Source organism: Vibrio sp. B1-2, assembly GCF_963888445.1.
Lineage (GTDB): Bacteria > Pseudomonadota > Gammaproteobacteria > Enterobacterales > Vibrionaceae > Vibrio > Vibrio anguillarum.
In genome coordinates this window covers 51134-65346 of record NZ_CAWPJH010000044.1, presented here as the reverse complement: position 1 = coordinate 65346, position 14213 = coordinate 51134, and the positions used below count along the sequence as shown (strand labels likewise).

The following is a 14213-nucleotide window of genomic DNA, read 5'->3' as shown; positions in this document are numbered from 1 at the left end:
TACAGGAGAATTAGTGTAGATTCACAATCCAATTTTAGTCGATTGCGAGCGATTTGATGTTACAGCTGACCAACCTGTGTAAAGGCTATCTAGATGGCGATGAATTTCATCCCGTGCTACAGGGGGCAGAGTTAACGTTAAACCGAGGCGACCAAATCGCATTGATGGGTGAAAGTGGTTCGGGTAAGAGTACATTACTCAACCTTATTGCCGGATTAGATATTGTCGATTCTGGCGAAATTTGGTTTCCAAGTTTTGCCATGCATGACACGTCAGAAAATAAGCGTACCGCTTATCGCCGAAATAACATTGGTCATATATTTCAGCAGTTTAATCTTCTTCCCACCCTCAATCTCGCGGATAATATTCGCTTTTGTCGTCAGTTGAAAGGAATGCCGGAAGACCAAGGTTTACTGCGTCAAATTCTTTCTTCGCTTGATTTAATGCCGTTGCTAGGCCGATACCCTGAAGAGGTTTCTGGTGGGCAGCAGCAGCGTGCTGCGATCGCGCGCTCCTTGTACATGGAGCCTAAGATTTTATTAGCAGATGAACCAACCGGTAGTCTTGATGAGCGTAATGCCGAGGCGGTGATGCGTTTATTGACGACCTTAACTCGCCAGCTGGATTGCACGTTATTATTGGTGACGCACAGTGAAAAAGTCGCGCAGCATATGGATGGTCGCGTACGTTTACAAGGAGGGTTGTTGCATGTTATGGCCCGTAGTTAAGGCGCTACTTGGTCATTATCGGCGTTATCCTTTACAAATCATTCTAGTATGGCTGGGTTTAACGCTTGGCGTTTCATTGTTGGTGGGAGTGACGGCCATCAACCAGCATGCTCGTCAAAGTTATGAACATGGCGAAAAGCTGTTTTCTAATCCATTACCTTATCGTATTCGTTCCAAGCATATTGCCAATAAAATCCCCCAAGGTTTCTATATTCAGTTGCGCCGTGATGGATTTTCTCAGTGCGCTCCTTTTGAAAACCATCGTTTGACGACAAAAAATGGCACGGATATTTCGCTGATTGGGCTTGATCCCGTCGCGATGTTGCCAACCAATAGCGGCCTTCCTCTATCTGAATTTTCGACATTATCATTGATGAATCCGCCGTATCCTATTTTGGTGAGTGTTGATCTCGCTCGTCTCCAAGGTTGGCAAACGGGTGATTTTATCGTGCTTGATGATGAATCAAAGTTAGGTCCTATTCAGATCGATCAACAAGATCTCATCAACGGCACACGCGTTATTGCGGATCTATCCTTGGTGCGAATGCTCAAGAAAAGTTCGGGCTTATCTGTTATTGCTTGTGGTGATATGCCGCCAGAGAAACTGAAAAGACTAAAAGATAATTTACCTAATGGTTTGACGCTAGTCCGTAGTTCTCGCACTGAGCTGGAATCACTCACGCGTGCTTTTCATCTCAATCTCAATGCAATGGGTATGTTGGCATTTTTGGTCGGGCTATTCATATTCTACCAAGCCATGTCTTTATCTTTAATCCAGCGTCAACCTTTAGTCGGGTTATTACGGCAAGCGGGCGTTTCTGGCTGGCAGCTTACCCAAGCATTGGTGATTGAGTTGTTTGGCATGGTCCTGCTTAGCTGGATATGCGGAAACGGATTGGGGTTATTATTGGCTAATCAACTTATTCCAGCGGTTTCAGCCAGTTTGGGTGACTTGTATGATGCTAATGTTGGTTTATCGATTAGCTGGAATTGGCAGTGGAGTAGTTACAGTTTAGCCATGGCGTTGATTGGTGCATTTGCGGCGTGCGCTTGGCCCCTCGTCCGGTTGCTAAAATCGCAGCCTATTCGTCTTTCGGCTCGTCTCTCTTTGCTTCGATTTGCTGGCACAGAATTTCGCCTGCAAGCCCTTGTTGCTTGCGCATTGACTGTCGCGGCGATTGCCGTGTATCAAGTTCCACAAACGCAACTTTCTGGTTTTGCAATTATTGCGTTGATGTTACTCAGTGTTGCGTTGTTTACGCCTTATCTTATTTGGACGCTGTTCAACAGTTTTTCCTATTCACTCGCTTGGGTAAAAGCGCGTTGGTTCTTTGCCGATGCAGCCGCCAGTATGAGCTATCGCGGTGTCGCAACTATGGCATTTATGATTGCTATGGCGGCGAATATTGGCATTGAAACCATGGTTGGTAGCTTTAGAGACACTACTGAAAAATGGTTAAACCAACGTTTAGCGGCCGATATTTATGTCTATCCTACCAACAGTTCTGCATCAAGAATGAGCAGTTGGTTGAAAGCGCAGCCTGAGGTCAATGATGTTTGGTGGCGTTGGGAAAAAGATTTCTCCACTGACAAAGGCGCATTGCAAGTGGTCAGCACGGGTATCTCCGATGGTGAGTTAGACTCGTTGACGGTTAAACTTGCTGTTCCTAACTATTGGTATGATTTACACCATTCAAAGAGTTTGATGATCAGTGAATCCATGGCGCTTAAATTAGGCATTAAGCCTGGTGATTTTATTGACCTTTCTGAGCCTTTGGGCCAAAAGTGGCAAGTCGTGGGAGTGTATTACGATTATGGTAACCCTTACCACCAAGTCTTATTGTCACACCAAAATTGGTTATTTGCGTTTGCCAGTACGGGAAATGTGGCGCTAGGAGTGGTTTTGCACGAAGGTGTGAATGACCAAGGATTAAAGAAGCGACTAGAATCGGTATTTAGGTTAGGCCCTGAGCGGATATTTGATAACAATCACATCCACACTCAAGCGATGCGGGTGTTTGACCGAACCTTTGCCATCGCCGATACGCTCGGGCGTATTACTTTGTTGATTGCCGTGTGTGGTATTTTCTTTGCTACGTTAGCCGGAGAGGTTTCCCGCCAGCGACACGTTTCGCTACTGCGTTGTTTGGGTGTTTCTGGTAAAGAGCTGGTGGTGATTGGCAGCTTGCAATTATGTGTTTTTGGGGCGATAGCGCTCGTGATTGCGATGCCGTTAGGGCTTGCACTCGCTCGTCTTGTGGTGGACATCGTGATTAAACAATCCTTTGGTTGGACAATCCAACTGCAGTTGATCCCCGGGGAGTATTTGAAAACGGCAGCATGGGCGATGGTGACCTTGATGTGCGCAGGTGCAATCCCGGTTATTCGTTTGGTCAGAAGGCCACCGATTAGCTCATTTAGAGACGCGTTATAAATGATGAAACGATACCTCGTACTTTTGTGCTCTTTGTTGATTGCTGTATTGTTCGGCCTCTATTCGTGGCACCAGTATTGGCAGGCACAGCAAACGATTTCAGAATATGCCGTTTCTGAAACAGCTTCTAAGCAAATGGATACATCATCAATATCGAAAGAGCACCCGTTCGAGTTCGTGCTTCCTAATCGCCCGGTACGACTTCCTCAAGATTTCAATTTTCATCAAGGTTTTGAACATGAGTGGTGGCATTACTTTGCGAATGTCAGTGATGAGCATGGGCAGCAATATGGGATCCAGTGGAGTTATTTTCGTCTCGCTAATGAAGCTCGAGATGCCAATGGATGGCTTAGTCCTCAGCTTTATCTTGCTTATGTGGTGATCTCTTCAAAGAATGAAGTCTGGCGTGAACAGCGGATTGCGCGGGGCGGAATTGGTCAAGCCGGCTTAGAATTAAAACCGTTTAAAATGTGGATTGATAATTGGAACTGGCGCGCACCGGGGACGACTCCATTTCCTGGAGTATTAGACGTAGCGACGGATACGTTTTCACTTTCATTAAAAAATAACCTCTCTGGGCCATTTGTATTACCTGGTCAGCAGGGATACCAAAAAAAGCATGATTCACTCTCTTTAGCCTCATATAGTCTCCAAGCACCGTTTTTGCAGGTCAAAGGTGTGCTCAACTTAGGTGTTAACTCTCAACCCATTCAAGTCACAGGTAATGCATGGCTGAGCAAGGAGTGGGGTAATAATCTACTGCCTAACGCTAAACAGGGATGGGATAAGTTGTTCGTTAAACTCGATAGCAAAACAACCTTATTGGTTAATCGCTATCGTTATTTTCAGCAAGAGCCCTATTTGTTTGGGGCAATTGTGAAAGATTCGGGCACCACGATCGCACTATCTGCTGATGAAATTGATTTAGTTCCTGTCGTTTCTGCCGCGTCGGAGAATGAGCGTGACATCCCGTTACAATGGGTGGTAAACATCCCTAAATATAATATTCATCTGGTGACGAAAGCGGTGAATCGCGATTTGTGGTCACCCTTTCTGATCCCTTATTGGGAAGGCCCCATTATCACCGATGGTAGTCATAAGGTGACGGGTTTCATGCAACTAACGAGCAACTAAGTTCAAATATTTGCGGAATCTAAAGGTCAAGTTGTTCTTGGCCTTTGTGTTTTTGTGAACCTTTTTTATTTTGTTGTAAAATTGTTATGCATGAAAACTAATCAACAATGGGAAAATAGTGAAAACCAAGGAATATACGTTGTATTGTTATGCTTGACTCGGAAATTCCGATTCTTAATATCTGAACAAGCGATTTTTACTTCTATCAGCTACTGTATAAACTCTGTCATATTCATTTGTTAATGGTTTATTAACATGCATAACTATAAGGACGATATCATGAGTGATGTGATTCGCGACTTTTTCAAGATGGAATCAGCAGGTGGTATTTTGCTGGTTATTGCTGCTGCAATTGCAATGATGATTGCTAACTCACCGCTAAATGATGTTTACCAATCTTTTTTACATTCCTACGTGTTTGGAATGTCAGTGTCGCATTGGATCAATGATGGCTTAATGGCCGTATTCTTTTTGTTGATTGGTTTAGAAGTCAAACGTGAATTGTTGGAAGGTGCTCTTAAATCCAAAGAAACGGCTATTTTCCCAGCCATTGCTGCCGTCGGCGGTATGCTTGCTCCAGCATTAATTTACGTGCTGTTTACGGCTGGTGATGCACAAGCGATTCAAGGTTGGGCGATCCCAGCGGCCACTGATATTGCGTTTGCGCTAGGTATTATGGCGCTATTGGGTAAACGTGTTCCGATCAGCTTAAAAGTGTTCTTGCTGGCGCTTGCGATTATTGATGACTTAGGGGTTGTGGTCATTATTGCGCTATTTTATAGCGGTGATCTTTCTACCATTGCGTTAACCGTCGGTTTCTTAATGACTGGTGTGCTTTTTATACTAAACAACAAGCATGTTACCAAAATCAGCCTTTACTTAATTGTCGGTGCGATTTTATGGTTTGCCGTACTTAAATCTGGTGTTCATGCAACCTTGGCTGGTGTAGTGATTGGTTTTGCTATTCCGCTGAAAGGTAATAAAGGCGAATATTCTCCGCTAAAACATCTTGAGCATGCGCTACACCCGTATGTCGCTTTTGGTATTCTGCCATTGTTCGCATTTGCCAATGCCGGGATTTCACTGGAAGGGATCTCCGTATCTAGCCTCACGTCAATGTTGCCTTTGGGCGTGGCTCTTGGCCTATTTATTGGTAAGCCATTGGGTATTTTTACCTTCAGTTGGGCTGCGGTGAAACTCGGTGTCGCTAAATTGCCTGAAGGGATCAATTTCAAGCATATTTTTGCCGTGTCAGTGCTATGTGGTATTGGCTTTACAATGTCGATTTTTATCTCGTCATTGGCTTTTGGACCGACCAATGCTGAATTTGATACGTTTGCACGGCTCGGTATATTAATGGGCTCGACCACTGCCGCGATTGTAGGCTATATATTGCTTCGTTTATCTTTGCCAAAAAACGCATAAGAATAATCAGCCCTCCGTAATACGAGGGCTGATTCATTTTATAAACTAACCATTTGATTTATCAATATTCTTAATCAATAGAAAATTTAAGTTTTTATCGATTTATTGAAAATTATTGCCAGCGTAATTATTTTTTGATATTTTTCGCACCAATCTCGGACAGTAGCTTCTGGGGGACACGCGTAATGACCATTCAGGCTGATTGTGACATTACGTAGGGTAGGTATCAGCAAGTCCTTTTGTTGATAGACGGGATACTCTTGCAGCGGGAGCTGCATGTGAATGGGAAACCCAACATTGAACTCATCATCACTTAACACACTGACGTTAATCAGCTTTGTACTTCCTCTATGCCCTGTGCTTGAAGACAGTTCTATCACCGAACCTTGATTCTCTGATTTAGTAATCTTTCATCGAAGACGATGAACCAATTTCCGTTTTTGCCCTTTGGCTAATACGGAGCTTATTGCTATGTCATATTTCCTTATATTCAAACCAAACCAAGGAAATAGGCGGAAATTTTCACATTCAAGGGGAAGGGAAATGAGCACAGCCTTTGAAGTCGATAACACTATCGCAAACATTTTTTCATCTCAGGTACCTGTTGTTGAAGGTATTTATGATCTCACACCGGACCAAATTCTACTCGATCAAATTGAGCATGAATCTGAAGTTCGTTCATACCCACGCCGTCTACCGATTGCCATCAAGCAAGCTTATGGTGCGTTAGTAGAAGATACGCGCGGACAAATTTTCCTCGACTGCTTAGCGGGCGCGGGAACGTTGGCGCTTGGGTATAACCATCCTGAGATCAATCAAGCACTGAAAGAGCAGTTAGATTCAGGTCTGCCATATCAGACATTGGATATGACAACGCACGCTAAAGACAAATTCATCAAGCAAGTAAAAGCATTTTTGCCTGAAGAGTTTGCAAAAAATTCCGCGATTCAATTTTGTGGACCTTCTGGTGCGGATGCCGTTGAAGCGGCTATCAAGCTGGTGAAGCAGACAACGGGTCGTAACACCATGTTTGCGTTTCGCGGTGCTTACCACGGTATGACCAACGGAACGATGGGCATGATGGGCAACCTGAATACTAAAGCTCGTCGCACAGGGTTAATGTCGGATGTGCATTTTATGCCATTCCCATACAACTTGCGCTGCCCGTTTGGTTTAGGGGGCGATGAAGGTGCCAAAGCGAGCATTCGCTACATCGAACGTCTGCTGAACGATGACGAAGCAGGCATCATGAAACCGGCGGCCATTATTGTTGAACCTGTTCAAGGTGAAGGTGGCGTTATTCCCGCTCCAGCATTCTGGCTGCGTGAACTACGCCGTATCTGCGATGAACACGGTATTTTATTAATTTTCGATGAAATTCAGTGTGGCGTGGGTAAATCGGGTTACCGCTTTGCATTTGAAGAGTCTGGAATTTGTCCTGATATTCTTTGCCTATCTAAAGCCATTGGTGGTGGTCTACCAATGTCTATTCTTGTGTTCAAGAAAGAGATCGATACTTGGAAACCGGGTGAGCACACAGGCACGTTCCGTGGTAACCAATTGGCCATGGTTTCTGGTGCGAAAGCGTTAGAAATTATTTTACGTGATAACCTCGTTGAACACGCTAATGTCGCGGGTCAGTACCTACGCCAAGGTCTTGAAGCGATTCAACGCCGAGTGAATTGTATTGCTGAAGTTCGTGGCAAAGGTTTGATGCTCGGCCTCGAGATTCGTAAACCAAACGGTGAAATGAACAAATTTGGCGAGCCAATGGCCGATGGCCAATTAACACTCGCTATCCAACGCGCGGCACTTGAGCGTGGGTTGATGGTTGAAAAAGGTGGCCGTGAAGGATCTGTTATTCGTTTCTTACCACCGATTATCATCTCATTCGAGCAGATCGATTTTGCCCTGCGCACTCTTGAAGCGGCGATTTTAGCCGCAGGTGGCGGCGAGAAAGATCCAGAGCCAGAAAACAAAGCGTGGAAGAAGCATTTTATCCAAACCGGTGAAATGGGCAGCAATGAATTTGCCGATGTGATGAACCATGCCACTTCTGCGATGAAAGCTGTTTTTGAACAAGCCAAAGCGCCTTATTCAGGTTTGGATCCAAAGCAGCTTGAAGAAGCGATTTACGCAGTAGATTTGGATAACAAAAATGCGCCATTGAAGGATGTGATTTCTGAAATGGCAGATCTGGTAGCCAAAAATTCCATTATCGTTCAACACCCAGATTGTATTGCTCACCTGCACACGCCACCCTTGATGCCATCAGTAGTGGCTGAAGCGATGATTGGTGCGTTAAACCAGTCCATGGACTCATGGGATCAATCGTCTTCTGCTACCTATGTTGAGCAGAAAGTGATTGATTGGATGTGTGAAAAATACGAACTCGGCGCTAAGTCGGATGGTATTTTCACCAGTGGTGGCACGCAAAGTAACCAAATGGGTTTAATGTTAGCTCGTGACTGGATTGCCGATAAATTAAGTGGTCATTCTATTCAAAAGCTGGGCTTACCTGAGTATGCCGATAAGCTGCGTATTGTGTGCTCGAAAAAATCGCATTTCACCGTGCAAAAATCGGCCTCTTGGATGGGGTTGGGCGAGAAAGCCATTTTGGCGGTTGATGCGAATCCAAACGGCACAATGGATGTCACCAAACTGGAAGCGGTTGTTGCACAAGCGAAAGCGGAAGGTCTTATTCCTTTTGCTATTGTTGGAACAGCAGGCACAACGGATCACGGTGCGATTGATGATCTGTCGACGATCGCGGATGTAGCACAGCAACATGATCTCTGGATGCATGTGGATGGAGCATACGGCGGCGCATTGGTTCTAAGTAGCCATAAAGCACGTTTGCAAGGTGTTGAGCGTGCGCAGTCGGTCAGCGTCGACTTCCATAAATTGTTCTTCCAAACGATCAGTTGTGGCGCGGTGTTGCTCAAAGATAAAAGTCACTTCAAGTATCTACTGCATCATGCGGATTACCTTAACCGTGAACATGATGAACTGCCAAACTTGGTGGATAAATCTATTTCTACGACCAAGCGTTTTGATGCATTGAAAGTGTTTATGACAATGCAAAACGTAGGCCCTAAGGCTTTGGGTGAGATGTACGATCATCTGCTAGAACAAACACTGCAAGTGGCAGATTTAGTTCAGCATCACGATGCTTTTGAACTCTTGGCTGAGCCTGCTCTCTCCACCGTGTTATTCCGTTCCGTGGATAAACAAGCGGTAGATTTTGACGAGTTGAACAAAGCGTTGCGTTTAGAAGCATTGACACGTGGTGTCGCGGTGTTGGGCGAGACGATTGTGGATGGCAAAACAGCGCTTAAATTCACCATTTTAAACCCATGCTTACAATTGTCAGATTTCAAAGCATTACTTAATAAGATTGAAGTACTAGCCTCTGAGCTAGCCAAGGCATAAAGGAATACAAACAACCATGTCTATTTTACAAATTGGCGCGGGAGGCGTTGGCTGGGTTGTCGCACATAAGGCGGCCCAAAACAACGACATACTCGGTGATATTGTTCTTGCTTCTCGTACTCTTGAAAAGTGCGAGAAGATCATTGAATCGATCAAAGGAAAAAATAACCTTAAAGATCCAACTAAAAAACTTGAGGCACGCACCGTCAAGGCGGATGACGTAGCCTCGTTAGTTGCATTAATTAAAGAAGTCCAGCCTGATCTTGTGATCAACGCTGGCCCTCCTTGGGTAAACGTGCCAATCATGGAAGCCTGTTATCAAGCCAAGGTTTCCTATCTAGATACATCGGTTGCTGTTGACCTTTGCTCTGAAGGTCAACAAGTGCCTGAAGCGTATGATCCTCAATGGGCATTTCGTGAAAAATTTAAGCAAGCAGGCATTACCGCTATTCTCGGTGCTGGTTTTGATCCGGGCGTGGTTAGTGTGTTTGCCGCGTATGCGGTGAAACACCTCTTTGACGAAATCGACAGTATTGATGTGATGGACATTAATGCAGGCGATCACGGCAAAAAATTTGCGACTAACTTTGATCCAGAAACCAATATGTTAGAGATTCAAGGTGACTCTTTCTATTGGGAAGAAGGGCAATGGCAGCGTGTTCCTTGCCATTCACGAATGCTAGAATTTGATTTTCCTCAGTGCGGCCAGCACAAGGTGTACTCCATGTCGCACGATGAAGTACGTTCGATGAAAGAGTTTATTCCGGCCAAACGAATTGAATTTTGGATGGGTTTTGGCGATCGTTATCTCAACTATTTCAATTGCATGCGTGATATTGGTTTATTGAGCCCAAACCCATTGACGCTGCAAGATGGTACTGTGGTTCAACCACTTCAAGTGCTTAAAGCGATGTTGCCAGACCCAACCTCTTTGGCCCCTGGTTACAAAGGCCTGACTTGCATTGGTACTTGGGTGCAAGGTTGGAAGGACGGTAAACAGCGCAGTGTCTTTATCTACAATAATGCAGACCATGAAGTGGCATACCATGATGTAGAGCACCAAGCCATCGCTTATACCACGGGCGTTCCTGCCATTACTGCGGCATTGCAGTATTTCCAAGGGCATTGGGCACAAGCGGGCGTGTTTAACTTAGAACAGCTTGACCCTGATCTGTTTTTAGAAACGATGCCGGAATTAGGTTTGGATTGGCATGTTCAAGAGCTCGATATCGGGCAACCAGAGATTAAAATTCTAAAATAAGAGTTTTCGATAGTTAAGCCGATGCAGATGTGTCGGCTTTCTTCAATTTGAGAGTGATAAATAGATGCAAAAAAGCGAACTCCAAACGCCCTATTTTATGATTGATGAATCACAGTTGATCGCGAACCTAGAAATCGCGAAGCAGCTCAAAGAGATGTCGGGCGTCAAACTCGTCTTGGCTTTAAAATGCTTCTCTACTTGGGGAGTATTTGACATCATCAAACCTTACTTAGATGGCACAACCAGCAGTGGCCCATTTGAAGTAAAATTAGGTTACGAAACGTTTGGTGGTGAAACACACGCCTATAGCGTTGGCTACAGTGAAGCTGATGTTAAAGAAGTGGCCGATATTTGCGACAAAATGATTTTTAATTCGCAATCCCAGTTGGCCGCTTATCGTCATTTAGTTGAAGGCAAGGCATCATTGGGTTTACGTTTAAACCCCGGCGTAAGTTACGCTGGGCAAGATCTTGCCAATCCCGCACGTCAGTTTTCTCGTTTAGGTGTTCAAACAGACCATATTGATAACTCAGTGTTCGATACTATCAATGGCGTGATGTTCCATATGAACTGTGAGAACAAAGATGCTGATGCGTTCATTGCGTTATTAGATTCGATCTCTGAGCGTTTTGGCCAATATCTGGATAAGTTAGATTGGGTCAGCCTAGGCGGTGGTGTGTTCTTCACTTGGCCTGGTTATCCGCTAGAAAAATTAGCATTAGCGCTTAAGGCCTTTTCAGAAAAGCATCAGGTTCAGCTTTATCTTGAACCGGGTGAGGCGATCATCACGAAAACGGCTGATTTAGTGGTGACTGTCGTCGATATCGTTGAAAATGGCATGAAAACAGCGATTGTTGATTCGGCAACTGAAGCGCATCGTTTAGACACACTGATTTACAAAGAGCCTGCGGCTATCTTAGAAGCGAGTGCGAACGGTGAACATGAGTATGTCATTGGCTCGTGTTCTTGCTTAGCGGGTGATCAATTTTGTGTGGCTTCATTTGAACAGCCATTATCGATTGGCCAGCGGTTGCATATCATGGATAGCGCGGGCTATACCATGGTGAAATTGAATTGGTTTAATGGCCTTAAAATGCCTTCCGTGTATTGTCAACGCAGTACAGGAGAGCTTCAGAAACTGAATGAATTTGGCTATGAAGACTTTAAACGTTCATTATCTCAATGGTCGGTAAACTGATGACAATAGGCCTCACCATACAGTGGGTGAGGCCTATTTTTGTAAAATCACACCTTAGAGTTTAAAGCTTTTCATTCTTTCGTCTAATTGGCGTGAAAGAGCGGCCAAGGTTTCACTCTCTTCTGCCAAATAGTTTGCCGATTGTGACATCTCCAATGCTGAATCGTTAATGCCACTGACGTTACGGTTCATTTCTTCGGCCACTGCACTTTGTTCTTCTGCCGCAGTGGCGATTTGAATTGCTTTATCACTCACATGCTGAATATGACTGACGATCAAGGAAAGATCGCTGCCTGCATTTTCTGCCCGCTCCACACTGTTATAAGCGAGATCTTGGCTTTTTTGCATCGCGTTTGATGTACTAACGGCCAGTTGCTGTAAGCGGTTAATGGTGGTTTGGATTTGGTCAGTGGAATGATGGGTACGGCTAGCTAAATTTCTGACCTCGTCGGCGACCACTGCGAATCCTCTACCTTGTTCTCCAGCACGTGCGGCTTCAATCGCTGCATTTAGTGCAAGTAAATTGGTTTGTTCAGAAATGCCGCTGATCACTGTGGTAACTTCACTGATTTGCATCACGCCTTCTTTGAGTTTGTGCACTTGCTCAGTAGCCACTTCCAGCTCTTTTGAGAGCGCTTTAATGCTGTCCACACTGGAATGTACGTCTTTATCGCCTAAGCCGGCTTCTTTGCTGGCATCCAATGTGTCTCTTGCTGTCTCTTCTGCATGGCCTGCAACATCGGCAACTGTCGCACTCATTTCATTCATCGCGGTTGCGAGCTGACTTAATTGGTCACGTTGACTGGTCACCGCTTGGCTAGTTTCTTCCGCAGAAGAAGCGATGCGAATGGCGGCCTCTGCAAGCAGGTTTGCTGAGGTGACCGACTCGATTAATGCTAAACGCACTGCACTTACGCTGTCATTGATACGACATGCCACAATGCCAATCTCATCTTCTCCCATTACTGGGACTTGTGCGGTTAAATCGCCACTTGCCACTTTTTTCATGACTTCTTTAATTGACTCTAACGGCATAATGATGGCTCGGCTGATGACCACCCCAAGCGTTGCCATCACAAACACAACTGCCAATGTCGCTCCTCCCATCTTGAGGATCTGTTTGTTGATTGCCTCTTCAATGTCATTGATGAGCATGCCTGAGCCGATAATCCAATGCCACGGCGCAAACCCGTGGACTGCCGATAATTTCTCTGCGGGTGTTCCACTGTTAGTCTGCCAAGGATATGTCAACGTGCCTTGTTGACCATTTTTGCCAAGTTCAACCATAGTGAACCAAAACTCGCCTTGCGTATCTTTTCCTGGGCTTCCCATCTGTTTGCCAACCAAATCAGTGCGAATCGGATGGGCAATGGTGTAACGAGACTCATCGATAGCAAAAAGATAGTTGTTGCTGTCAAAACGTGTGTTGTTGATGAGTATTTTCGCCTGTGATTTAGCTTCGTCTTCGGGGAGTGTTTTCTGAAGGTGTGAGATTTGTGAGAGGAGAGTATCGATAACTGCGTTCAACCTCGCTTCACGCTCTACGACTAAGTTACTTCTCAGCGCGCTAGTTGCAATGAACAGTAAGCTCAATAAGCCAACAATTGCAACCGCGATAATAGCGGTCAGCTTGTAGCTGACCTTAATATTTTCAAGCTTCAACATGACGTTACCACCATTAAAACAACCCAACCTTATTGCTGGGCATATTGGTTTACCTGTTGTACTTGAGGTTACCGTGATGTTGGTTACGTTGATTGCTAGAGTCACAAGGTTTGTTAATGCTCATTAGTAATCATCCGTTTATCCATCTGACGGCGTCTTCAAGTTATTCGGCATCTAGGATTTGCAGGCTTAGATTAATTATGGTTACCCGCTCTCTAATATTGGAATATGGTCGTCATTTCGCGAATGCAATTAGTTGATTTTGTTAAATGAATCACAACTTTAATCTTACTTAATAGATAGTGAGGTCGATAAAAAAGGAAGCATCAGCTTCCTTTTTTCGGGGGCGTAAACGAGATTACACTTCTAATATCACGCGCGTATCTTCACTGAGCGCTTCAAGCTCATCGGCTACGTCTTCAATTTGTATCGCAGCAGGGAGCTTGATGGCTAGGTTGGCGGTAAATAAACTTGAGCTGACACCGCCGCCACCCGCAATAAAAACGCGTTGGCAATCCATATCTAAAATATTGATACCTTGATTATCAAGAAGGTGGGTGATTTCGTTGACGATGCCTGCACGGTCGTTTGCATCAATCCGCAGTTGGTAAATCGTTTCTTTTTCGTGTTGATGTACGTCAGAATCAACAATCTGCACCAGAAGATCGGGTTGTTCTCTAAATGCTTGTTGAACGATAACGGCATTTGAGGTCGGTAACTCTATTTTAATGACGGCAGCTACTTGGTTTTCAATAAAGTTCACTTTACTTATTAACCATTTTCCACCATTTTCATGAGTGATAGCGGCAAGATGTTTAATTGTGGCTGGTGTTGCACTGCCGACGAAATTGACGATAAAAGTACTGTTCATAATAGGCCTCCCATAGCAAGCTAACGAAAGATAAATCGTTGATCTTGAATTCCTTTCACTTCAGT

At 44.7% G+C, this 14213-nt stretch carries 9 protein-coding genes; 7 read left to right on the top strand and 2 right to left on the bottom strand.

The window, feature by feature from the left end; genetic code table 11:
- Positions 1-56 precede the first annotated feature (56 nt).
- The 7 genes from AACQ75_RS16940 (at position 57) to nspC (ending at position 11612) form a co-directional block, all read left to right on the top strand.
- On the top strand, positions 57-728 hold the full coding sequence (locus tag AACQ75_RS16940) for an ABC transporter ATP-binding protein (RefSeq protein WP_013857013.1): 672 nt from the start codon (positions 57-59) through the stop codon (positions 726-728).
- Entirely contained in the window at positions 709-3162 is a 2454-nt protein-coding gene (locus tag AACQ75_RS16935) for an FtsX-like permease family protein (protein WP_170889113.1), read from the top strand. The genes AACQ75_RS16940 and AACQ75_RS16935 overlap by 20 nt, the downstream gene beginning before the upstream one ends.
- Entirely contained in the window at positions 3163-4296 is a 1134-nt protein-coding gene (locus tag AACQ75_RS16930) for a lipocalin-like domain-containing protein (RefSeq protein ID WP_094147886.1), read from the top strand.
- 279 nt (positions 4297-4575) lie between these two features.
- Positions 4576-5721 (top strand): Na+/H+ antiporter NhaA, encoded by a 1146-nt coding sequence (gene nhaA / locus AACQ75_RS16925; RefSeq protein WP_170889147.1) that lies wholly within the window; start codon positions 4576-4578, stop codon positions 5719-5721.
- A 543-nt stretch (positions 5722-6264) separates the two neighbouring features.
- Positions 6265-9153, top strand: a complete 2889-nt coding sequence (locus AACQ75_RS16920; RefSeq protein ID WP_170889112.1) for a pyridoxal phosphate-dependent class III aminotransferase — start codon at positions 6265-6267, stop codon at positions 9151-9153.
- Positions 9154-9169: 16 nt separating this feature from the next.
- A complete protein-coding gene (locus tag AACQ75_RS16915) occupies positions 9170-10414 on the top strand; it encodes a carboxynorspermidine synthase (protein ID WP_170889111.1) in 1245 nt (414 codons plus the stop codon).
- A gap of 64 nt (positions 10415-10478) precedes the next feature.
- Complete coding sequence (nspC, locus tag AACQ75_RS16910; protein ID WP_017046172.1) at positions 10479-11612, top strand: carboxynorspermidine decarboxylase; 1134 nt, start codon at positions 10479-10481, stop codon at positions 11610-11612.
- Positions 11613-11666: 54 nt separating this feature from the next.
- On the opposite strand, the gene AACQ75_RS16905 is transcribed toward nspC, so the two are convergent.
- Together AACQ75_RS16905 and AACQ75_RS16900 are read right to left on the bottom strand one after the other, a co-directional pair.
- Positions 11667-13277 carry a methyl-accepting chemotaxis protein gene (locus AACQ75_RS16905; protein WP_026028013.1) on the bottom strand — a complete coding sequence of 537 codons (1611 nt, stop codon included), beginning with the start codon at positions 13275-13277 and terminating at the stop codon, positions 11667-11669.
- A gap of 358 nt (positions 13278-13635) precedes the next feature.
- Positions 13636-14148: a glycine cleavage system protein R gene (locus AACQ75_RS16900; protein WP_013857004.1), complete on the bottom strand. Its 513-nt coding sequence runs from the start codon at positions 14146-14148 to the stop codon at positions 13636-13638.
- Between the last annotated feature and the right edge of the window lie 65 nt (positions 14149-14213).

Coding starts and splice junctions, on each gene's coding strand:
- AACQ75_RS16940 (WP_013857013.1), top strand. CDS start 57: ATGTTACAGCTGACCAACCTGTGTAAAGGCTATCTAGATGGCGATGAA.
- AACQ75_RS16935 (WP_170889113.1), top strand. CDS start 709: ATGTTATGGCCCGTAGTTAAGGCGCTACTTGGTCATTATCGGCGTTAT.
- AACQ75_RS16930 (WP_094147886.1), top strand. CDS start 3,163: ATGATGAAACGATACCTCGTACTTTTGTGCTCTTTGTTGATTGCTGTA.
- nhaA (WP_170889147.1), top strand. CDS start 4,576: ATGAGTGATGTGATTCGCGACTTTTTCAAGATGGAATCAGCAGGTGGT.
- AACQ75_RS16920 (WP_170889112.1), top strand. CDS start 6,265: ATGAGCACAGCCTTTGAAGTCGATAACACTATCGCAAACATTTTTTCA.
- AACQ75_RS16915 (WP_170889111.1), top strand. CDS start 9,170: ATGTCTATTTTACAAATTGGCGCGGGAGGCGTTGGCTGGGTTGTCGCA.
- nspC (WP_017046172.1), top strand. CDS start 10,479: ATGCAAAAAAGCGAACTCCAAACGCCCTATTTTATGATTGATGAATCA.
- AACQ75_RS16905 (WP_026028013.1), bottom strand. CDS start 13,277: ATGTTGAAGCTTGAAAATATTAAGGTCAGCTACAAGCTGACCGCTATT.
- AACQ75_RS16900 (WP_013857004.1), bottom strand. CDS start 14,148: ATGAACAGTACTTTTATCGTCAATTTCGTCGGCAGTGCAACACCAGCC.